We start from the raw sequence: 19,668 nt of genomic DNA on the forward strand, positions 1-19,668 counted from the left end.
AGCATATCCTCGCGTGCAGATTGAAGACGGACCGGCGCATGGAGATCGCTCCATGCGCCGGAACGAGGTCGCTCAGCTCACTGCTGCGGCAGCGAGAACACGGTGAGCGTTCCGCCGAGCGCAGTGTAGTTGCTCAGCGCGGCATAGCCGCCGACTGCGCCGAGACCGGCCGTCGGATCAGTCAGACCGGCCGCGAGGCCGATGCCCGCCCAACCGCCAACACCCGACAGAATGGCGACGTACTGCTTGCCGGCATGTTCATAGGTGGTGACGTTGCCGATGATGCCGGACGGGGTCTTGAACTTGTAGAGCTCCTTGCCCGTCTTGGCGTCGACAGCCTTCAGGTAGCCTTCCAGCGTGCCGTAGAACACCACGCCGCCGGCGGTCGCGAGCGCACCCGACCAGACCGAGAACTGCTCCTTGTTCGACCACACGATCTTGCCGGTCTTGCCGTCCCAGGCGATGAAGTTGCCCATGTTGGTCTCACCGGGAGGCGGATACATCGACAGCGTCGCGCCGACGTAGGGCTGACCTGCGGTGTAGCTCACCTTGAACGGCTCGTAGTCCATGCAGACGTGGTTGGTCGGCACGTAGAACAGCTGCGTGTCCGGCGAGTAGGCTGCCGGCTGCTCGTCCTTCGAGCCGAGCGCTGCCGGGCAGATGCCCTTCACGTTGACGTCCTCGCCCGCCTTGTCGGTCGACGCGGCATCAAGAACCTTCGGGCGACCATAGGTCGGCGAGTCCTTCTTCATGTCGACGCCGGAGGTCCAGTTCACCTTCGGATCGTACTTCTCGGCGACCAGCAGTTCGCCGGTGGCGCGATCGAGCGTGTAGCCGAGGCCGTTGCGATCGAAATGCGTCAGCAGCTTGCGCGCCTTGCCGTCGATCGTCTGATCCGAGAGGATCATCTCGTTGACGCCGTCATAGTCCCATTCGTCATGGGGCGTCATCTGGTAGACCCACTTGGCGACGCCGGTATCCGGGTTGCGCGCCCAGATCGTCATCGACCACTTGTTGTCGCCGGGACGCTGCTTCGGATTCCAGGTCGAGGGATTGCCCGACCCATAATAGACGAGGTTCAGTTCGGGATCGTAGGAGATCCAGCCCCAGGTCGCGCCGCCGCCGATCTTCCACTGATCGCCCTGCCAGGTCTTCAAGCTCGAATCCTTGCCGATCGGCTTGCCGAGCTCGGTGGTCTTGTCGTCGACCAGGAGCTGGTCATCCGGGCCTTCCGAGAAGCCGCGCCAGACCTGCTTGCCGGTCTTGATGTCGTAAGCGGTCACATGAGCCTGGACGCCGAACTCGCCGCCGGAGATGCCGAGCAGCACCTTGTCCTTGACCACCAGCGGCGCGGAGGTACCGGTCGAGCCCTTGCTGGGATCGCCGTTCTTCACCGTCCACTCCACCTTGCCGGTCTTGGCATCGAGCGCCACCAGTGTGGTGTCGGCCTGGTGCAGGAAGATCTTGCCGTCGCCATAGGCAACGCCGCGGTTGACCGTGTCGCAGCACATCACCGGAATGACGTTCGGATCCTGCTTCGGTTCGTACTTCCAGACGATCTTGTTGTCCTGCGAAAGGTCAAGAGCATAGACCTTGTTCGGGAACGGGGTGTGGACGTACATGATGTTGCCGACGATCAGCGGGCCACCCTCGTGGCCGCGCAGCACGCCGGTCGAAAACGTCCAGGCGACCTGCAACTTTCCGACGTTCGAGGCGTTGATCTGATTCAGCTTGGAGTAACGCTGATTGGCGTAGTCTCCGGCCGGCATCACCCAGTCCTTCGGGTTCTGCGACATCTTGTGGAGTTCGTCATTGGCGTTGGCCGCTCCGGCGGCAAATACCGCCATTGCCCCAAGACCGGTCGCGTAAAGCATCTTGCGCATCGTGGATTTCCTCCCAGGTTCAAGAGCTCAAGGGTTTCCGCCGAAACGGCCCCACTTCTTCCATTTTGGTGCCCCAGTCGTAGTCCTCTCGAAGCGCGCTGACTTGCCCAAAAGAGAAGAGCCGTTTGCTCAAAAGCGAAGCTTCGTCAGATTTTTGTCGCCCGGCCCTGAATTGGCTGGAAAGCTTGCTTCATGTTGCAGGGCATCAATCGCGGCCGGCGCGATCCGGATGCCAGATTGACGCGTGCTAAGGTTGCGCTTGACGAGCCTAGAACTAAGTCGGAGGATCACCCGACATTAACCGGGAAGAAATCCCGCCGCCTCCCTAAGCTATTCAGAATCAGGGAGAAGGCGCATCATTCCGGGCCAGACTTAAGCTCGGTGAGCAGTCACGTGGGGATCGAATCGGTGGCTGGAAAGATGTCCGATACAGTCCATTCTCTCAGCACGAACGGATTGACGCCCAAGCGGCAGATTCAGCGCTGGTCGGATGCGCTCACTGACCTTTGCGGCCAGTTCGACGTCGATGCGCTGGAAGGATCCTCGCTCGAAGCCCGGGTCAATTTCACGACGGTATCGCGCCTGAAGCTGTGTCAGATCGAGGCAAGCCAGCACCGGATCGCGCATACCATCTCGCGCATCAAGCTGAGCGAGCACCCCTACATCAAGATCGTGTTCCAGACCCACGGCGTCTCGCATTTCGAGCAAGACGGCCTGCACTTCGACATCATGCCGGGCGACTGCTTCGCCTACGACGTGTCGTGTCCGCACACCATCATCAGCCCGTCGCTGACGCGGCACGAGGTTGTCATCGTTCCAAAGGACCTGCTCAAGGAGCGCGGCTTCCAGCTCTCCAAGATGGCGCCGTGCAAGCTGTCGGCGCGCAACGGCACCGGCCGCATCGCCTATGATTTCGTCCATGCCGCCTTCGGCGAGGCACCGACGCTGACGCCGGTCAACGCCGTCGGCGTGGCTGATGCGCTGATCGACTTGCTGCTGTTGCCGCTGCGCGAGACCGGCGCCATGTTCGACCGCGGCAGCGCCGAGGCCACCTATGTGCGTGCCCAGGGCTTCATCCGCGAGCATCTGCGCGATCCGGATCTCTGCATCGACCGCATTTCCGCGGCGCTTGGTTGCTCGAAGCGCTATCTCCACATGCTGTTCAGCGATCGCGGCATGACGGTCAGCGACTACATCTGGAAGGCCCGGCTGCAGAACTGCCGGCAGGAGCTGGAGTCCCAGAACGGCAAGACCATCACCGACGTCGCGTTCTCCTGGGGCTTCTCGAGTTCGTCGCATTTCAGCCGCGTCTTCCGGAAGTATTTCGGCATCGCGCCCTCCTCCGTCCACAAGGGCCTGCACGGCGGTATGCCGGCGGATGTGGTGCTCGAATAGCGGTTCCATCCGACGCGCAGGCGTTGCGCCATGCCGTCCGCCGACAGACTTTCTCCAACCAAGTTGTCCTCAATCAAGCTGTCCTCGATCAGGGTTTGGGCGCGCAACCTCAAGCGGGACAGCGTTGCGCTGTATCTCGCATCGCGTGATCCGCGCGTGCCCTGGTATGCCAAGGCCCTTGCCGTCGCCGTCGCGGCCTATGCACTGTCTCCCATCGATCTGATCCCGGATTTCATTCCGGTGATCGGCTATCTCGACGATCTGATCCTGCTGCCGCTCGGCATCTGGCTTGCGATCTCGCTCGTGCCGGACGAGGTGATGGCGGAATGCCGTGCCAAGGCCGGCGCCGTCTTGCAGCGTCCGACCAGCCGGGCGGGAATGATCGCGATCGTCGTGCTCTGGATCGCCGGCGCGGCGGCGCTGGCTTGGGCGGCTTTCAGATATTGGCGACAGCCAATCGTCTAGGACCGTGCGGCCTTTGGCACGAGCGCCTCGACCGTCACGCCATCATCGCTGGAATTGATGTTAAGCGTGCCGCCGAGCGCGAGGATCCGCTCCTGCATCCCGGTCAATCCGCGGCCAAGCCTGTGATCCCTCAGCAAGCCACGGCCATTGTCGCGAATCCGCACCAGCGCGCAGTCGCGGCTGCCGCGTAGACCGGCCTGCCGGTCCACCGGTTCGATCGTGATATCGACCGCCGTCGCGCCGGCATGGCGGAACACGTTGGTGAGCGCCTCCTGGACGATGCGATAGATCGTGAGGTCGGCCATCTCTCCGGTATCGCCGAGCGCCGGCGAGATGCGGCTCTCGATCTCCACCTCCGGATGCGTTTCGCTCCATAGCCGCACCAGCGCGCCGAGCGCTTCCGCAAGCCCGAGCTCGGCCAGGCCGACCGGCCGCAATCGCTCCAGAATCCGGCGCGTGAACTGCTGGAGCGCGTTGACCTGCTCGAGGATGGCATTGCCGTGCTTGCGCAATGCCGCAGGGTCCGGCTTTTCGACTTCCGCCAGCCGGGTCAGCGCGCCGGCATGCGCGCGCAAGGCAAACAGATAGGGCCCGAACTCATCGTGCAATTCGCGCGCGATCTCCTTGCGCTCGGAATCCTGCAGCGAGACCGCGCGCTCGGCGAGCTGCCGCTTGCCCTCGACGGCATCGCCAAGGGTCGCCGCCAGATGGTTCAGTTTGGCACAGATGGCGGCCAATTCCGGCGATCCGCCGGGCTCGACGCGGGCATCGTAATCCCCGGCCTCGATGCCGGTCATGGCCTGCGACAGTGCCTGCAGTGGCGCCAGCGCGCGGCCGACCACCAGCATGGTGACCAGAAGCAGCGCCACTGCGATGGCGGAGCCGACCTCGATCTGGGTGACGATGCCGTCCCAGATCTCGGCGACTTCGTCGTCGGGATGCGAGGTGATGACCAGCGATTGCGGCTTGCCGTGCACCGAGATCGGCACCCGCACCGAGGTCTGCTCGGGATGAACCAGCGCGACGAACCACTGCGGCGGAGCGCGTTGATCGCCGGCGTCCTCGGGGCGATCAGGAGATTTTGCGGTCGCGCCATCCTGCCGCGTGATGCTGACGTGACGCATCCGGCTCAGGTCCTGGACGATCTGATCGAGCCGCGCATCGGGATCCGGCGCCTCGTCGAGACCGGCCACGATCGTCGCAACGAATTCACGCGCCAGACGGATCACGCTCTGGTCCTCGGCCTGGACACGCGGCCCCGCTTCCAGCACGAGCCGCGCAATATTGATGCCGAGGCCAAGCGCCAGGATCAGCGCCAGCAGCAGGTTGATCCGCGCGCGCAAGGATAGCTTTTGCCACATGACGTTGCCCCCGACCGCGATCCCTCCTCCGAGAGGATCGTTGACAGCCAAATTTGCCCGGCTATCTAATCGCACCCTATCGCAATCCCGCACGAGGTGCACAACCGGTCGGAACCGACCTGTCCTTCGCGCAAACCGACGTGATGATGAGTGAATCGAAGCAGGTCGCCGGAACAACGCCATGCGCATTCTGATCGTTGATGATCATCCCATCGTTGCCTCCGGTTGCCGCACCGTGTTCGCCGACGATCCCGAGATCACGCTGCTGGAAGCGGCGGATGCCGAAAGCGGCGAACGGGCGTTCGTCGCGGAGAAGCCCGATCTCTGCGTGATCGACATCAACCTGCCGACGGTCTCCGGTTTCGAGCTGGCGCGCCGCATCCTGACGCATGATGCGTCTGCGCGCCTCATCATGTTCAGCATGAACGATGACCCGGTGTTCGCCGCCCGCGCCATCGACATCGGCGCCAAGGGTTACGTTTCGAAGACCGGCGATCCCAACGATCTGGTCGAAGCAGTGCGCGAGGTCGGCAATGGCGGCGTCTATCTGCCGCCAGCGATCGCGCGCAACGTGGCGTTTGCGCGGCCCGGCTTTGCGCAAAATCCGCTCTCCAAGCTCACTTCACGCGAGATGGAGATCCTGCGCCTGCTCAGCTCAGGCAAGAGCCTGTCGGAGATCGCCTGGCTGGTGCATTCATCATACAAGACGGTCGCAAACACGTCATCGATCATGCGCCAGAAGCTTGGCGTGCGCACTTCGGCAGAGCTGGTGCGGCTGGCGATCGAGAGCGGCGTCGCCTGACGCAGCGCTCCAACCAAGAGGAATACGACAATGCAGACGGTTTCCCAGAACAAGTCGCATGGCGGCACGCAAGGCGTCTATCGGCATCCAAGCCGCGAGACCAAGACCGACATGACCTTTTCGGTGTTCGTCCCTGAGCATGCTGCTGGCACAAAACTGCCCGTCGTCACCTATCTGTCGGGCCTGACCTGCACCCACGCCAACGTCACCGAGAAGGGCGAATTCCGCCAGGCATGCGCCGAGCTCGGCCTGATCTTCGTCGCGCCCGACACCAGCCCGCGCGGCGAAGGCGTCCCCGGCGATCCCGCCAACTCCTACGATTTCGGTCTCGGCGCCGGCTTCTATGTCGATGCGACGGAGCAGCCGTTCGCGACCAATTACCGGATGTGGAGCTACGTCACCGAGGAATTGCCCAAGCTGATCGCCGAGCAGTTCCCGGTCGACACAACGCGGCAGTCGATCCTCGGTCATTCCATGGGCGGCCATGGCGCGCTGACGGTGGCGCTGCGCCATCCCGATCGTTATCGGGCGGCGAGCGCGTTCGCGCCGATCGTGGCGCCGTCGCAGGTGCCATGGGGCAACAAGGCGCTCGGCGGCTATCTCGGCAGCAACAAGCAGGCGTGGCGCAGGCACGACGCCGTCGCCCTGATCGAGGACGGTGCCCGCTTCGCCGATCTGCTGGTCGACTACGGCGATGCCGACGGCTTTCTCACCGAGCAGCTGCGGCCCGAACTCCTGAAGGCGGCATGCGAGAAGGCCAACATCCCCCTCACCCTGCGGCGTCAGCCGGGCTATGACCACAGTTACTATTTCATCTCGACCTTCATGGCCGATCATCTGCGCTGGCACGCCGCGCGGTTGAAGGCGTGAGCGTCACGCAGTCCGTTCATCCCATCATCCTGAGAAGGCCGCGAAGCGGCCGGTCTCGAAGGATTCGCGGCCCGAATTTGCTACCTGTGGCTGTAACCGGGCCGATTCATCCTTCGAGGCTCGCTCAGCGGCGCAATTGCGCCGCAAGGCTCGCACCTCAGGGTAAGGGAGGTCCATTCGTGAGCGCAGGCTACTGCGCCTTCGGCACGCCGTAGTTCGGCGCGAGCAGCCGGTTGCGCACGAGGTAGTCGGTAGCACGCGACCAGGATTCGTCGGTGTTGCCGCGCATGTCGGCGCTCGCCGCTGCCAACAATTGCCCGCTGTGCACGTCGCGCAAATAGAGATTGATGTTGAGGATGAGGTTGGAGACCTTCTGCACCACGCCCGTCATCACGAGATCAGCGCCCAGCTCGCCGGCCAGCTTCACATCGCAGCCACCGCAGGCCTGAAGATTGCTGCCATGCGCCGCAGCATTGACCGGCGCGATGTCGAGCACGCGGAACTTGCCGGAGTCCGCGAGCTCCTTGCGCACCTGATCGCCGGCCCGGAGCAGCCGCGCCTGCTCATCACTGCGTGGCCCGCTCACTTCCCCCTGCAGGCTGGTGTCGATCATCTCGAGGTCGAACACCGCGAGCCTGGGCGGCTCGGCGCGCGCTGCCGCCGCAGACACCACCAGCAAAGAAACGGCGAAGGCAAACGCTGATCTCATGATTGTGAACCAATCGTAATTTGTAACGTCGCAACGACAAAAAGCGGGGTTGCAAGCTAGGCCAATTCCGGCATCTTGCAAGTCAACAGCATGGAGGCCGGATTTCCGAACGCCATGCCGAGTGAAAAAAGACTGCGGGAGGAGTTATGTTGCGATGGCTGATCGGCACGATCGCGCTCAGCATGGTGGCGACCGGCGCGCTGGCGGCTGATCCCGTCGAGCTTCATATCGGCTATCTCGGTCATGCCGGCGTCAAATCGACGCTCTCGCTGGTCGAGCAACCCGCCGACAATGACGGCATCGCCGGCGCGCGTCTTGCGATCGAGGATAACAACACGACCGGCAAATTCCTCAACCAGCGCTTCGTGCTCGACGAGGCCAAGGTCAAGGACAGCGACGATGTTGCCAAGGTCGCGACCGACTTCGCCGGCCGCAACGACTATATCATCACCGACTTGCCGGCCGATGCCCTGCTCAAGGTCGCCGACGCGCTGCGCGACCGCGGCACCGTGCTGCTCAACGCCGGCGCAATCGACGACCGGCTGCGCGAGCAGGACTGCCGCGCCAACGTCATCCACATCGCACCCACCCGCTCGATGCTGGCGGATGCGCTTGGCCAATATCTGGTGTGGAAGCAGTGGAAGCGCTGGCTGCTGGTGGTCGGCTCGCATGATCAGGACAAGCTTTACGCCGACGCGCTGCGCCGCGCCGCGACCCGCTTCGGCGCCAAGATCGTTCAGGAACGGACTTTCGAGGACACCGGCGGCGCGCGCCGCACCGACAGCGGCGTGACCTTGATCCAGCGCCAGATGCCGGTGTTCACCCAGCAGGCGCCGGCTTACGACGTGCTGGTCGCCGCCGACGAGAGCGAGGTGTTCGCGAACTATCTGCCGTACCGTACCTGGGACCCGCGGCCGGTGGCGGGCTCGGCGGGCCTCGTGCCGACCAGCTGGGACGCGGCGCATGACCAGTGGGGCGCGGTCCAGATCCAGAACCGCTTCGTCAAGCTGAACATGCGCCGCATGACGGCGCTCGACATGCAGGCCTGGACCGCCGCGCGCATGATCGGGGAAGCCACATCGCGCACCAATTCGGGAGACCCCAAGAAGGTCATCGCCTTCCTCAAGGGCAAGGATTTCTCGATTGCCGCCTTCAAGGGTACGCGCTTGACCCTGCGAGACTGGAATCTGCAGCTTCGCCAGCCGATCCTGCTGGCCGATGGTCGTATGGTCGTTTCGGTCTCGCCGCAGGAAGGTTTCCTGCATCAGGTCTCCGAGCTCGACACGCTCGGAGTTGACCGGCCTGAAACGAAGTGCAAGCTGCAGTGAGGGAGATGAAACGCATGTGGCGCCGCTGTCTGTTGACCGGGATGCTCGTTTGGCTTGCCGCGACACCGGCGTCCGCCTTCGTTGCCTACGTCTCCAACGAGAAGGGCAACACCGTCACGGTGATCGACACCAGCAGCTGGACGGTGACCAAAACCATCAAGGTCGGCCAGCGGCCGCGCGGCATCGAGTTCTCGCGCGACGGCAAGTTCGTGATGGTTGCGGTCGGCGACGACGACACGATCCAGGTGATCGATACCAAGACCCAGGAGATCGTCGACACCCTGCCCTCCGGTCCCGACCCTGAATTGTTCACCCAGGATGCCGCCGGCAAGACCATGTATGTCGCCAACGAGAACGACAACACGGTCACCGTGATCGACCTCGAAAAGCGCGCCCGGATTGGCGACATCCAGGTCGGCGTCGAGCCTGAGGGCATGACGATCAGCCCGGACGGCAAGATCCTGATCAACACCTCCGAGACCACCAACATGGCGCATTTCATCGATACGTCGACGCGCCAGATCGTCGCCAATGTGCTGGTCGATTCGCGGCCGCGTTTCGCCCAGTTCAAGCGCGACGGCTCCGAATTGTGGGTCTCCTCCGAGATCGGCGGCACCGTGTCGATCATCGATCCGGTCAAGCGCGAGGTGACCGGCAAGATCACCTTCGAAATTCCGGGCCTGCGCAACGAGGCGATCCAGCCCGTCGGCATCGGCATGACTAAGGACGGCAAGACCGCATTCATTGCGCTCGGCCCCGCCAACCGCGTCGCCGTCGTCGACGGTGTGACCCACAAGGTCCTCAAATATCTGCTGGTCGGCCAGCGGGTCTGGCACATGGATTTCACCCCGGACGAAAAATATTTGCTGGTCACCAACGGCGTCTCCAACGACGTCTCGGTCATCGACGTCTCGGCCCAGAAGGTGATCAAGACCATTCAGGTCGGCGAACTGCCCTGGGGGATCACGATCGCGCAGCCATGACCGCAAGCGACGCCCATATCGCGAACCAGCTCTCGCCGGATGCAGGCCCTGGAACAGCCGCGGCCGTGCAGCCGGCCCTGTCGATCGGCAATGTCAGCCACAGCTACGGTCCGCGCCGCGCTTTGATCGATGTCAGTTTCACGGTCCAGCCTGCGAGCTTCACCGCGCTGCTGGGTCTCAATGGCGCCGGCAAGAGCACGCTGTTCTCGCTGGTGACGCGGCTGTTCGGCATCCAGAACGGCCAGATCAAGATATTCGGCCACGACATCAGCCGGACGCCGGGTGAAGCGCTGCGGCTGATGGGCGTGGTGTTCCAGCCGCGCACGCTCGATCTCGACCTCTCGCTGACGCAGAACCTGCTGTATCACGCCGCGCTGCACGGCATCTCGCGGCGCGAGGCGCGGCTGCGCAGCGCCGAGGTGCTCGGCCGCATCGGGCTTGCCGACCGCGCCGCCAGCAAGGTGCGCGATCTCTCGGGCGGCCAGATGCGAAGGCTTGAGATCGCCCGCGCGCTGCTGCACCGGCCCCGGCTGCTGCTGCTCGACGAGGCCACGGTCGGGCTCGACGTCAAGGCGCGCGCCGACATTCTCGACCATGTCCGGCAGCTCGTCGCCGAGCAGGGCATCGGCGTGCTCTGGGCGACGCATCTGTTCGACGAGATCATGCCAAACGACGACCTCGTCGTGCTGCATCAGGGCCGAATGCTGGCGCACGGCCCGATGTCACGGGTGATCGCGGACGCAGGCGCCCAGGACGTCAACACCGCGTTCATGCGCCTGACCGGAACGGCAACACTCGCGGGGAGACCGCCGTCATGACCAGCACGACGGTTACGCCTGAGCGAAGCGGCTTCTCGCTGTCGGAATACATCGTCTGCCTGAACGGCATCGTGTGGCGCGAGGCGCTGCGCTTCCTGCATCAGCGCGAGCGCTTCGTGTCGGCGCTGGTCAGGCCGCTGGTCTGGCTGTTCATCTTCGCGGCCGGCTTCCGGCAGGTGCTCGGCATCTCGATCATCCCGCCCTACGAGACTTACATCCTCTACGAGGTCTATATCGCGCCCGGCCTGATGGCGATGATCCAGCTGTTCAACGGCATGCAGTCCTCGCTGTCGATGGTCTACGACCGCGAGATGGGCAATATGCGCACGCTGCTGGTCAGCCCGCTGCCGCGCGGCTATCTGTTGTTCTGCAAGCTGCTCGCCGGCACGGCGGTGTCGCTGCTCCAGGTCTATGCCTTCCTCGTCATCGCTTGGTTCTGGGACATCGCGCCGCCGACCATCGGCTACCTCACCGTACTTCCGGCGCTGGTGCTGTCGGGCCTGATGCTCGGCGCGCTGGGCATGCTGATCTCGGCCAGCATCAAGCAGCTGGAAAATTTCGCCGGCGTGATGAACTTTGTGATCTTCCCGATGTTCTTCGCATCGTCGGCCCTCTACCCGCTGTGGCGCGTGCAGGAAGGCAGCCCGATGCTGTATTATATCTGCCAGTGCAATCCGTTCACGCATGCGGTGGAGCTGATCCGGTTTGCACTGTACGGCAAGATGAACTGGGTTTCGCTCGCGGTGGTCGGCGGCTGCACCGTCGTCTTCATGATCGGCGCGATCCTGGCTTACGATCCATCGCGCGGCCTGGTGCGCCGCGGACCCGGCGGAGGCGAGGCATGACAGACTGGCGAACAGGACTGGGCGCGCTGCTCGCGATGGTTCTGTCGAACCAGGCCGCATCGGCTGCCGACCCGCGCTATCCGGACTGGCCCTGCCAACAGGCCAAGGTGCCCGAGATCTCGCTCGCCGCAGTCTGGGCCGGGCCGCCGCTCGGCGATGCCGAGACCAAGTGGAAGGACGACCCGAAAGTCAGCGCGCTCGCGATCAAGCTCGCGGCGCGCCGCGTTCCGCTCGAGGAGGCGCAGAAGGAAATCACCGAATTCCTGTCAGCGGCCGCGGCCGACAAGGCGAATGCTGGAAAACTGCTGTTTGCCGGTCTGTTCGATACGCTGAACGGACAGCGCGCCTCGGTCATGAACGGGCTCGAGCGCGTGATGCGCAAGCAGCGCGAGGCCGCGGAGAAGATCCGCGACGATACGCTCAAGCTGCAGGCGCTGCAGGACGCGACACCGCCGGACCAGACCAAGGTCGACGAGCTCGGCAATCAACTGGTCTGGGAGACCCGCATCTTCGAGGACCGCGGGCGCGTGGTGAAATTCGTCTGCGAGGTGCCGACCGCGATCGATCAGCGCCTGTTCGCGCTCGGCCGCACCATCCAGCAGGAGCTCGATTGAGGCCTGCGACCGAACGCCCCGGGATCGTCAACGCGCCATTTTGACGGTCTTTTGGGTAACAGTCTGTTGGGCCACGCCGATCCGGAACAAACTGCACTGCCCGCTCGTTGTCTCCAACTATATCTGAACTTGGGAGACCTCCATGAAAGCAGCCAAGATCGTCATGACCAGCCTTGCCGCCGCGAGCCTGGTCACCACAGCGGCTTTGGCCCAGCAATCCATGTCGGGAATGGTCACCAAGATTGACCGACTGAGTGGAACCATCTCAATCCAGCAAACGCAAGGCGGCACGGTGGGCGCGTCCGGCGGCGCGATCCAGGAATACAAGGTGCCGAAGGGACAATCGCTGGAGGCCTTCCACGCCGGTGACAAGGTCTCGTTCACCACAACGGACAGCGACGGCGGCAAGACCATCAACAAGCTCGACAAGCAGAAGTAACGGCCCGCGTGGCGCGCGAGGCCGGGCTTACTGCTCTCCCTCGCGCGGCTCGGGCTCGGCATCCGCCAGCGGCAATTTGGCACGCTCCCATCCGTCAGTTCCCTCCGGATACCACGCCACGTTGCGGTAGCCGTGGGACAGCACGCGCTTGGCCGCGTTCCACGACATCCAGCAATTCTCCTGGCAGTAGATCACGAGCAATCTGGTCGCGTCACCGCCTGAGGCGCGGACCAGCCCGCGGCGCAGGTAGTCCTCCGTGGGCGCGGCGAGCTTGCCGTAGCCGGTGTCAGGCAGCCAGATGCTGCCGGGAATGTTGAGGTGCGGCCGTTCGCGCCACACCGTGCCGGCGGGCAGATTTGGCTTCGGCGCACGCGGCAGCACGTCGACGAAGGCGGCGGACTTGTCGCGCCAGATCGCTTCCGCTTCCGCGGTGGTGAGCACCCGTGCGCCGGCAAGCGTCACCGGCACCGGAGCGCGGTAGTCCTCGGTGCGATAGCCCTCCGGCTCTGCGGGTGGGTCTTGCGCGCGGACAGGCGAAGCGGCGACGAACATCACCGCAAGCGTGGCCGCGAGCCTGATCATGGTGATTTGGTCGCGGTCTCCGGCCCGATTGGACGGTCGTTCTCGTCGAGCAGCGGGACGCCGTAGTCGAGCAGGATCTTGTTGATCTCGGGCTGGTTCTCCTGGATCAGGCGATTGAGCTGGCGCTTCCAGTTCTGGTCGGACGCCCGCACGCCCATGCCGATGCGATAGATCAGCTTCGGTCCCGTGGTCTCCTTGACCAGCGGCGTGATGTGCAGCGGCGGGTTGGCCTTCTTGGCGTAGAAGCCCGCCATCGGCCCCCACAGGATGCCGGCGTCGATCTCACCCTTGGCGAGATCGTTCATCATCGCCTCGGCCGACGAATCGTAGCGCGTATCGATCATCAGCGGATAAGGCTTCGCATTGGTCATCAGCCCGTTGATGGCCATGTTGGTCGCGGGCGGCGTTCCCGCCACGATGCCGATATGCTTGCCTTTCAGCCGCTGGTCCTCGAGCGTCGTGACCTCATCGAGCCCACTGCCCGGCTTGGCAACGATCGCATAGGCTGTGCGGTAATAGGGATTGGTGCCCTGCGCGAGGTCATCGCCTTGCGGAAAGCCCATGATCACGTCGCAGCGATGCGCGCCGAGCGTCATCCGCACGAACCCGGTCGCCTGCGGAAAGAACATGTAGTCGAGCTTCTTTTGCAGTTTCCCCGCCAGCAGCTCGCCGATCTTGTTCTCGAACCCCTCGCCCTTGTCGTTCGAGAACGGCAGGTTGCGGGGATCGGCACAGATGCGCAGCACGCGGGCATCGATGAGCTCGATGGAAAGTTCGCCCTGATCATTGACCTGTGCCCGCGCGATGTCGCGGCCGGCCAGACAGGCGATGAAGCCGACAAGCGCGAGCAGAACAGGACGGCATCCGACAATTCTCATTACGCGGTCTCCTCTTGATCGGATCGATCGCCGACATCCAGCAATTGCCCGGCGCACCATGACGTGCAACAGGAATAATGATCGCGACCACGCCGCGCTGCTTGCTGCAGCGCAAACTGGAACGCGACGACATCGATCGCGCGTCGCGGAGTAACTGAGGCGGAAACATGGCTCATGGCGGTTCGGTGCTTGCGCTGCTCCTGATGCTTTGGGCGCCGACCATAGCGCGGGCGCAAGAGGCGGAATTGCCTGTAAGCGAAGTCGCTCCCGGAATATTCGTTCACACCGGGGTCACCGCATTGATGACGCGCGAGAACGAAGGCGCCATCGCCAATGTGGGATTCGTGATCGGCGACAGCGCCGTCGCCGTCATCGACACCGGCGGCAGCGTCCGCGAAGGACGACAGCTGCTCGCCGCGGTCCGCAGCCGTACCGACAAACCGATCCGCTATGTGATCAACACCCACGCGCATCCGGACCACAGCTTCGGCAATGCGGCTTTCGTCGGCGACGGGACCAGCTTCGTCGGCCACAAGTCTTTGCCACGCGCGCTGGCCGCGCGCGGACAATTCTACCTCGACGGGTTTCGCCGGAGCATGGGCGATGAGCTGATCGACGAGGTGAAGATCATCTCCCCGACCGTGCTGGTCGCGGACACGCTGAAGCTCGACCTCGGCGGACGGGCTCTCACCCTGAAAGCGTGGCCGCCCGCCCATAGCGACAACGACCTCACGGTCCTCGACGAGCAAACCAGCACCCTGTTCGCCGGCGACATGGTTTTTCTCATCCATATTCCCGTGGTCGACGGCAGCCTCAAGGGCTGGCTGCGTACGCTCGACGAGCTCGCGGCGATCTCCGCCGAGCGTGTGGTTCCCGGTCACGGGCCCGTGAGCGCGTGGCCGGCTGCGCTTGCCGACGAGCGCCGTTATCTTGGGGTGCTGGCCGCGGATGTGCGCGCACGGGTCGCAAGCGGCAAGCCGATCACGGCCGCGGCCGAGCACGCGGCAGCCGCCGAGCGGCCGCGCTGGCAATTGTTCGACGACTACAACGCCCGCAACGCAACTGCAGCATTCTCGGAAATTGAATGGGAGTAGCTGTTCGTCCTATGATGACGCGGCTACATAGGATTTCGCGAACATGACCGGACATCGCGCCCGCCTGCTTTGCATCGCAAGCCTGCTCACGATCGCGCTGGGCACACCGGCTGCACCCGCGGCGGAGGCCTATGATCCCTGGCCCGGCCTCGTCCAGGACATCTTCAGCAACCGTCCGATGAATGACGGCAATGATGTCATCGGCATCGAGATGCCGATACGCGCGGAAGACGCCGCGATCGTGCCGGTGACGCTGCGCACCAAGCTGCAGCCGAGCGACAGCCGCCGCGTCGTCACGATCACGCTTGTGATCGACGAGAATCCGGCGCCGATGGCCGCGAAGTTCACGCTGGGGCCGGCCGCCAACGTCACCGAGATCTCGACCCGTGTCCGCGTCAACAACTACACCAATGTGCACGCCGTCGCGGAGCTCAGCGACGGCAAGCTCTATGTCAGCAAGGTCTATGTCAAGGCGTCCGGCGGCTGCTCAGCGCCCGCCGGCAAGAACGTCGAGGAAGCCAAGAACCGCCTCGGCCAGATGCGCTACCGGCAATTCACCAAGTCCGAACAGGGACCTGCGACCAGCACGCGGGAAGCCCAGATCATGATCGGGCATCCGAATAATTCAGGCCTGCAGATGGACCAGGTCACGCAGCTCTATATCCCGGCCTTCTTCGTCAACGAGCTGCACATCTGGCAGGACGACAGTCCGGTGCTGGCGATGGAGGGCGGAATCTCGATTTCCGAGGATCCCAATATCCGCTTCACCTACGTCTCGAATGGCGCCAAGCGCTTCCGTGCCGAAGCCAAGGACACCGAAGGGCATATCTTCGAGCACGAATGGAAGGTCGAGAATCCCGGCACCTGACGCCTCGCGTCACGACGGACGCAAAATGCAATGAGATCAGGTTGGATCGCTATCGCGCCTTAGCCCGGTATTTAAGCATGATGTTTCCGGAAAACCGCTTCGCACTTTTCCGGATCATGCTCTAGAAGCACCTGACTTCGGCTTCGGCCTGGGCGCGCCTGAGGTCGTTGAGCGCGTTCGCGGCCTGCTCGGACGAGCGGAACTGGCCGCCCAGATTGCCGCGCACCTGCGCCATGCTCAGCACGGTCTCGGCGGTGACATAGCGATCGTAGGGGATGATCGAGGCGACGACGTCGATCGAGCAGGAACATTGCTCGATCGACTGCCGGGATTCGCCATTGGCCTTCATGCAGCCGAACACATATTCCGCCCGCGCCGAGGTCGGATAGTCGTTGATCTCCTGGGCCCGCACGCTGACGGCCGTCCCGGCCAGCACCAGGATGGCGACAATCGGTCGTAGCATGCCAGCTCCTGCCATGGTCCTGCTTCCTCTTCTCTTTCCGCAAGCTATGCTATGGATGTTGATCAGAAAAGAAAACATTCGGGGAAGTGGCTCAAGAAACGATGATCATCTCTGTACGCACGGTGTTGGCTGCGGCAGTTCTGGCGGTCATGCAGTTCGGCACCTCGTGCTACGCGCAGACCATCCGCGTTGCAGCGCAGAAGACCGGAACGCTGGCCTGGGAACTGGCCGTCATTCGCTCCCATGGTCTCGACAAGAAGGCCAATCTGTCGATCGACGTCGTCGAGTTGGCCAGCCCCGAGGCCGGCAAGATCGCGCTGCGCGCCGGCACGGCCGATGTGATGGTATCGGACTGGCCCTGGGTGTCGCGCGAGCGGTCGCTCGGCGCCAAGCTGCAATTCTATCCCTATTCGAGCGCGCTCGGCGCCGTGATGGTCCCGGCCTCCTCGCCGGTCAAGACGCTCGCGGACCTCAAGGGGCGGAAGCTTGCTATTGCCGGCGGGGCGATCGACAAGAACTGGCTGTTGCTGCAAGCCGCATCGAAGCAGGACGGCGTCGACCTGAAGTCGCAGGCGACCATCGTCTACGGCGCGCCGCCGCTGCTCGCTGCCAAGACGCTCGGCGGCGAGATGGACGCGACGCTCAATTACTGGAATTTCTGCGCCGCGCTCGAAGCCAAGGGCTTTCGCCGGCTCGCCGGGATGGAAGAGATCCTGCAAAAGCTCGGCAGCAAGGGCCGCATTGCCATGATCGGCTACGTGTTCGACGAAGCCTGGGCCAATGCCAACAAGGATCTGGTGGCCCGCTTCATCGCGGTGACCCGCGCGGCGAAAGAGATTTTGGCGACCTCGGATGCCGAATGGGACGCGATCGCGCCGCTCACCGGCGCGCAGGATCCCGCAACCCTGCATGCCTATCGTGAGCGCTACCGCGAAGGCATCCCGCGCCGTCCGATCGCGGACGAAGAGGCCGATGCGCGCGTGCTCTACCGGGTGCTGGCGCAGCTCGGCGGCCGCGATCTGGTCGGCACGGCAACCGAGCTCGATCCCGGCACCTTCTACCAAGCGATCCCGGGAGACTAGCGGTGCTGCGTCTCCTCTCATTCACGCTGTTCATCGCGACCTGGTGGATCGCCTCGCTGCTGATCGGCGATGCGAAGCTGCCGGCGCCGCCGGCGGTGCTGTCGGTGCTCGTCGCCGAAGCCCGATCGGGCGCGCTGTTCGTCAATCTCGGCGCAACCCTGGCCCGGGTCGCGCTGGCCTTCACGCTTGCCATGGCGCTCGGCTCGGCGATCGGCTATTTGATGGGCCGTGTCTCGCTTGCCAATCGCCTTGGCGATCCCTGGCTGATCCTGCTGCTCAACCTGCCCGCGCTCGTCGTCATCGTGCTCGCTTACATCTGGGCCGGGCTGACCGAGGTCGCCGCGATCGCCGCCATCGCCATCAACAAGCTGCCGACCGCCGTCGTCACCCTGCGCGAAGGCGCCCGCGCGCTCGATCCTGCGCTCGACGAAATGGCGACGGCGTTTTCTTTTCCGCGCGGCCGCGCCTTCCGTCATGTGATCCTGCCGCAGCTTGCGCCCTACATCGCGGCCGCTGCGCGCTCCGGGCTCTCGCTGGTCTGGAAGATCGTGCTGGTCGCCGAATATCTCGGCCGGCCGAACGGCGTCGGCTTCGAGATCGGGGTTGCCTTCCAGCTGTTCGACATCCCCTTGCTGCTTGCCTATTCGCTGAGCTTTGCGGGTGTCGTGCTCATCATCGAAACCCTGCTGGTGCAGCCGTTTGAAACCAGGCTAACGCGGTGGCGGCTCCGTGCAGCTTGAAGTCAATATCACCGGCAAGAGTTTTGAGAGCGCGGCCGGGAAGCGGCACGACGTGCTCGACAACGTCACCTTCACGCTGAACGCCGGCGAGGTCGGCGTGCTGTTCGGCCCGTCAGGCTGCGGCAAGAGCACCCTGCTCCGGATCCTCGCCGGGCTCGACGCCAACTACCGGGGCCATGTCGCGCGGTCGCCGGGCATGCGCCTTGGCATGGTCTTCCAGGAGCCGCGGCTGTTGCCCTGGCGCACGGTCGAGGAAAATGTACGGCTGGCCGCGCCGCATGTCGACGACAGCACGCTCTCTGCGCTGTTCGAGGTGCTCGAACTGGGCGCGCACCGCAACCATTTTCCCGCGGAGCTGTCGCTCGGCCTCGCCCGCCGCGTCGCGCTGGCCCGCGCCTTCGCCATCGAGCCCGATTTCCTGATCCTCGATGAGCCGCTGGCCTCGCTCGACAATGCGCTCGCGGGGCGGCTGCGCGACCAGGTCGCGACGCTGGTGGCGAGCCGGAAAATGATGACCTTGCTCGTCACCCACGATCTCGACGACGCCGTTCGCCTCGGCGATCGCCTGTTCTTCCTGTCATCGCGGCCGGCCCGAATCCTCCACGTCGAGACCATTGCCACACCACGCGCGACGCGCGGCGAACCCGAGATCGACGAAATCAAGCGGCAACTCTCACAGTTGGACCTTGCAAATATGTGAGACGCCGTCATCCTTGGACGAAGCATAAAGGAGAGGCTGGATGTCGCGCGCGTTGATCGCTGTTGGTGTTGCGTCGCTTGTGCTGCCGGCGACGGTGCTCGCCCAAAGCAAGGGCAAAGGCATTCGGCTGTGGAATCTGACCAGCGCCACGATTTCGAGCTTTGAGCTGTCGCCGGCAGGCAAGAACGAGTGGGGTCCGAACCAGACGCTCAACGACAAGGACAAGGAAGTCGACCATGACGAGCGCCTGCGGATCACCGGCGTCGAGCCCGGCCGCTACGACGCCAAGGTCGGCTACAGCGGCGCCAAACAGTGCTTCGTTCGCGACATCGAGATCAAGGCCGACGCCGTGTTTTCGGTATCCGACAAGGACTTGAAGGACTGCAACAAATAGGAAGGCTAACCCGCCGGCAGCTCGCCGCCCGTGCCGGCCCGATCGTTGCTGTGCGGATATTCGCAACGCCAGCGCACCGCGGTCCATTTCGGATGTTCGCCGACCCACCGCGCGATGTAAGGCGGCGCGGCCATGGCGCATTGCTGCAGCGAGCCGTTCCAGTTGAACACCAGATGCTGCTCCTCGCAGGTGGCGGGCGACAGCACGGCACATACCGTGACGATCAGATCAATCGGGTTCATGCGCGATCCCTAAGCGTGCTCATGCAATAGATAACACGGCGAAATACGTAATCAGCCACGTCCGGGTTTCACAGCCCCGTGAGAGGTTGGGGAACCCGGTCCGGGAGGCTTCA

The 19,668-nt window shown here is 64.0% G+C and carries 23 protein-coding genes; 16 read left to right on the forward strand and 7 right to left on the reverse strand.

All coding sequences use genetic code 11. The features are described from left to right. Nucleotides 1–77: 77 nt before the first annotated feature. The gene (gene xoxF5 / locus ACVMB1_RS20945; protein WP_076834147.1) at nt 78–1,883 is read right to left on the reverse strand and encodes a lanthanide-dependent methanol dehydrogenase XoxF5; all 1,806 of its coding nucleotides are present in this window, start codon (nt 1,881–1,883) and stop codon (nt 78–80) included. Nucleotides 1,884–2,303: 420 nt separating this feature from the next. Between xoxF5 and ACVMB1_RS20950 the strand changes: the two genes are divergently transcribed. Then, nucleotides 2,304–3,278, forward strand: a complete 975-nt coding sequence (locus ACVMB1_RS20950) for a helix-turn-helix domain-containing protein (RefSeq protein WP_016847804.1) — start codon at nt 2,304–2,306, stop codon at nt 3,276–3,278. Between the two features lie 30 nt (nt 3,279–3,308). Further along, entirely contained in the window at nt 3,309–3,743 is a 435-nt protein-coding gene (locus tag ACVMB1_RS20955; RefSeq protein WP_076834149.1) for a YkvA family protein, read from the forward strand. On the opposite strand, the gene ACVMB1_RS20960 is transcribed toward ACVMB1_RS20955, so the two are convergent. Further along, nucleotides 3,740–5,104, reverse strand: coding sequence for a histidine kinase (locus ACVMB1_RS20960; protein WP_310885684.1), 1,365 nt, complete (start codon nt 5,102–5,104; stop codon nt 3,740–3,742). The genes ACVMB1_RS20955 and ACVMB1_RS20960 overlap by 4 nt on opposite strands. Nucleotides 5,105–5,285: 181 nt before the next feature. Here ACVMB1_RS20960 and ACVMB1_RS20965 point away from each other — a divergent pair, with 181 nt between their 5' ends. Both ACVMB1_RS20965 and fghA read left to right on the forward strand, forming a co-directional pair. Next, nucleotides 5,286–5,906, forward strand: coding sequence for a response regulator transcription factor (locus tag ACVMB1_RS20965; RefSeq protein WP_016847801.1), 621 nt, complete (start codon nt 5,286–5,288; stop codon nt 5,904–5,906). Between the two features lie 30 nt (nt 5,907–5,936). Further along, nucleotides 5,937–6,776, forward strand: coding sequence for an S-formylglutathione hydrolase (gene fghA / locus ACVMB1_RS20970; protein ID WP_253589712.1), 840 nt, complete (start codon nt 5,937–5,939; stop codon nt 6,774–6,776). Nucleotides 6,777–6,966: 190 nt separating this feature from the next. Here fghA and ACVMB1_RS20975 read toward each other — a convergent pair whose 3' ends face one another. Beyond that, nucleotides 6,967–7,485, reverse strand: coding sequence for a DUF3280 domain-containing protein (locus ACVMB1_RS20975; RefSeq protein ID WP_253625932.1), 519 nt, complete (start codon nt 7,483–7,485; stop codon nt 6,967–6,969). Nucleotides 7,486–7,631: 146 nt separating this feature from the next. Here ACVMB1_RS20975 and ACVMB1_RS20980 point away from each other — a divergent pair, with 146 nt between their 5' ends. From ACVMB1_RS20980 to ACVMB1_RS21005, 6 genes are all read left to right on the forward strand, one after another. Further along, nucleotides 7,632–8,813 (forward strand): ABC transporter substrate-binding protein, encoded by a 1,182-nt coding sequence (locus tag ACVMB1_RS20980; protein WP_456849194.1) that lies wholly within the window; start codon nt 7,632–7,634, stop codon nt 8,811–8,813. Between the two features lie 5 nt (nt 8,814–8,818). Next, on the forward strand, nt 8,819–9,796 hold the full coding sequence (locus tag ACVMB1_RS20985) for a YVTN family beta-propeller repeat protein (protein WP_076834157.1): 978 nt from the start codon (nt 8,819–8,821) through the stop codon (nt 9,794–9,796). After that, complete coding sequence (locus ACVMB1_RS20990; RefSeq protein WP_253625930.1) at nt 9,793–10,614, forward strand: ABC transporter ATP-binding protein; 822 nt, start codon at nt 9,793–9,795, stop codon at nt 10,612–10,614. Before ACVMB1_RS20985 ends, ACVMB1_RS20990 begins: the two co-directional genes overlap by 4 nt. Then, the gene (locus ACVMB1_RS20995; RefSeq protein WP_028336929.1) at nt 10,611–11,459 is read left to right on the forward strand and encodes an ABC transporter permease; all 849 of its coding nucleotides are present in this window, start codon (nt 10,611–10,613) and stop codon (nt 11,457–11,459) included. Before ACVMB1_RS20990 ends, ACVMB1_RS20995 begins: the two co-directional genes overlap by 4 nt. Continuing rightward, entirely contained in the window at nt 11,456–12,073 is a 618-nt protein-coding gene (locus tag ACVMB1_RS21000; RefSeq protein ID WP_456849196.1) for a hypothetical protein, read from the forward strand. The genes ACVMB1_RS20995 and ACVMB1_RS21000 overlap by 4 nt, the downstream gene beginning before the upstream one ends. 142 nt (nt 12,074–12,215) lie before the next feature. Further along, complete coding sequence (locus ACVMB1_RS21005) at nt 12,216–12,512, forward strand: copper-binding protein (RefSeq protein ID WP_016847793.1); 297 nt, start codon at nt 12,216–12,218, stop codon at nt 12,510–12,512. A gap of 27 nt (nt 12,513–12,539) precedes the next feature. On the opposite strand, the gene ACVMB1_RS21010 is transcribed toward ACVMB1_RS21005, so the two are convergent. Both ACVMB1_RS21010 and ACVMB1_RS21015 read right to left on the reverse strand, forming a co-directional pair. Then, nucleotides 12,540–13,094 carry a PQQ-dependent catabolism-associated CXXCW motif protein gene (locus tag ACVMB1_RS21010; RefSeq protein ID WP_253625929.1) on the reverse strand — a complete coding sequence of 185 codons (555 nt, stop codon included), beginning with the start codon at nt 13,092–13,094 and terminating at the stop codon, nt 12,540–12,542. Then, nucleotides 13,091–13,972 carry a substrate-binding domain-containing protein gene (locus ACVMB1_RS21015; protein WP_076834162.1) on the reverse strand — a complete coding sequence of 294 codons (882 nt, stop codon included), beginning with the start codon at nt 13,970–13,972 and terminating at the stop codon, nt 13,091–13,093. Before ACVMB1_RS21015 ends, ACVMB1_RS21010 begins: the two co-directional genes overlap by 4 nt. A gap of 203 nt (nt 13,973–14,175) precedes the next feature. Here ACVMB1_RS21015 and ACVMB1_RS21020 point away from each other — a divergent pair, with 203 nt between their 5' ends. Both ACVMB1_RS21020 and ACVMB1_RS21025 read left to right on the forward strand, forming a co-directional pair. Then, nucleotides 14,176–15,066 (forward strand): quinoprotein relay system zinc metallohydrolase 2, encoded by an 891-nt coding sequence (locus ACVMB1_RS21020; protein ID WP_456828464.1) that lies wholly within the window; start codon nt 14,176–14,178, stop codon nt 15,064–15,066. A gap of 43 nt (nt 15,067–15,109) precedes the next feature. After that, nucleotides 15,110–15,934, forward strand: a complete 825-nt coding sequence (locus ACVMB1_RS21025) for a quinoprotein dehydrogenase-associated SoxYZ-like carrier (RefSeq protein ID WP_456849198.1) — start codon at nt 15,110–15,112, stop codon at nt 15,932–15,934. A gap of 121 nt (nt 15,935–16,055) precedes the next feature. Here ACVMB1_RS21025 and ACVMB1_RS21030 read toward each other — a convergent pair whose 3' ends face one another. Continuing rightward, nucleotides 16,056–16,397, reverse strand: a complete 342-nt coding sequence (locus ACVMB1_RS21030) for a hypothetical protein (protein ID WP_371852187.1) — start codon at nt 16,395–16,397, stop codon at nt 16,056–16,058. 149 nt (nt 16,398–16,546) lie between these two features. Here ACVMB1_RS21030 and ACVMB1_RS21035 point away from each other — a divergent pair, with 149 nt between their 5' ends. From ACVMB1_RS21035 to ACVMB1_RS21050, 4 genes are read left to right on the forward strand one after another with little or no spacing between them, the layout of a single operon-like run. Beyond that, a complete protein-coding gene (locus ACVMB1_RS21035) occupies nt 16,547–17,479 on the forward strand; it encodes an ABC transporter substrate-binding protein (protein ID WP_168856108.1) in 933 nt (310 codons plus the stop codon). Nucleotides 17,480–17,481: 2 nt separating this feature from the next. Beyond that, a complete protein-coding gene (locus ACVMB1_RS21040; RefSeq protein ID WP_057020570.1) occupies nt 17,482–18,219 on the forward strand; it encodes an ABC transporter permease in 738 nt (245 codons plus the stop codon). Beyond that, the gene (locus ACVMB1_RS21045) at nt 18,209–18,919 is read left to right on the forward strand and encodes an ABC transporter ATP-binding protein (RefSeq protein ID WP_076834171.1); all 711 of its coding nucleotides are present in this window, start codon (nt 18,209–18,211) and stop codon (nt 18,917–18,919) included. The genes ACVMB1_RS21040 and ACVMB1_RS21045 overlap by 11 nt, the downstream gene beginning before the upstream one ends. A gap of 40 nt (nt 18,920–18,959) precedes the next feature. After that, nucleotides 18,960–19,313, forward strand: a complete 354-nt coding sequence (locus ACVMB1_RS21050) for a hypothetical protein (protein WP_076834173.1) — start codon at nt 18,960–18,962, stop codon at nt 19,311–19,313. Between the two features lie 5 nt (nt 19,314–19,318). Here ACVMB1_RS21050 and ACVMB1_RS21055 read toward each other — a convergent pair whose 3' ends face one another. After that, the gene (locus ACVMB1_RS21055) at nt 19,319–19,555 is read right to left on the reverse strand and encodes a hypothetical protein (protein ID WP_168856069.1); all 237 of its coding nucleotides are present in this window, start codon (nt 19,553–19,555) and stop codon (nt 19,319–19,321) included. Between the last annotated feature and the right edge of the window lie 113 nt (nt 19,556–19,668).

The sequence above is a fragment of the Bradyrhizobium sp. USDA 4504 genome, from assembly GCF_054063995.1.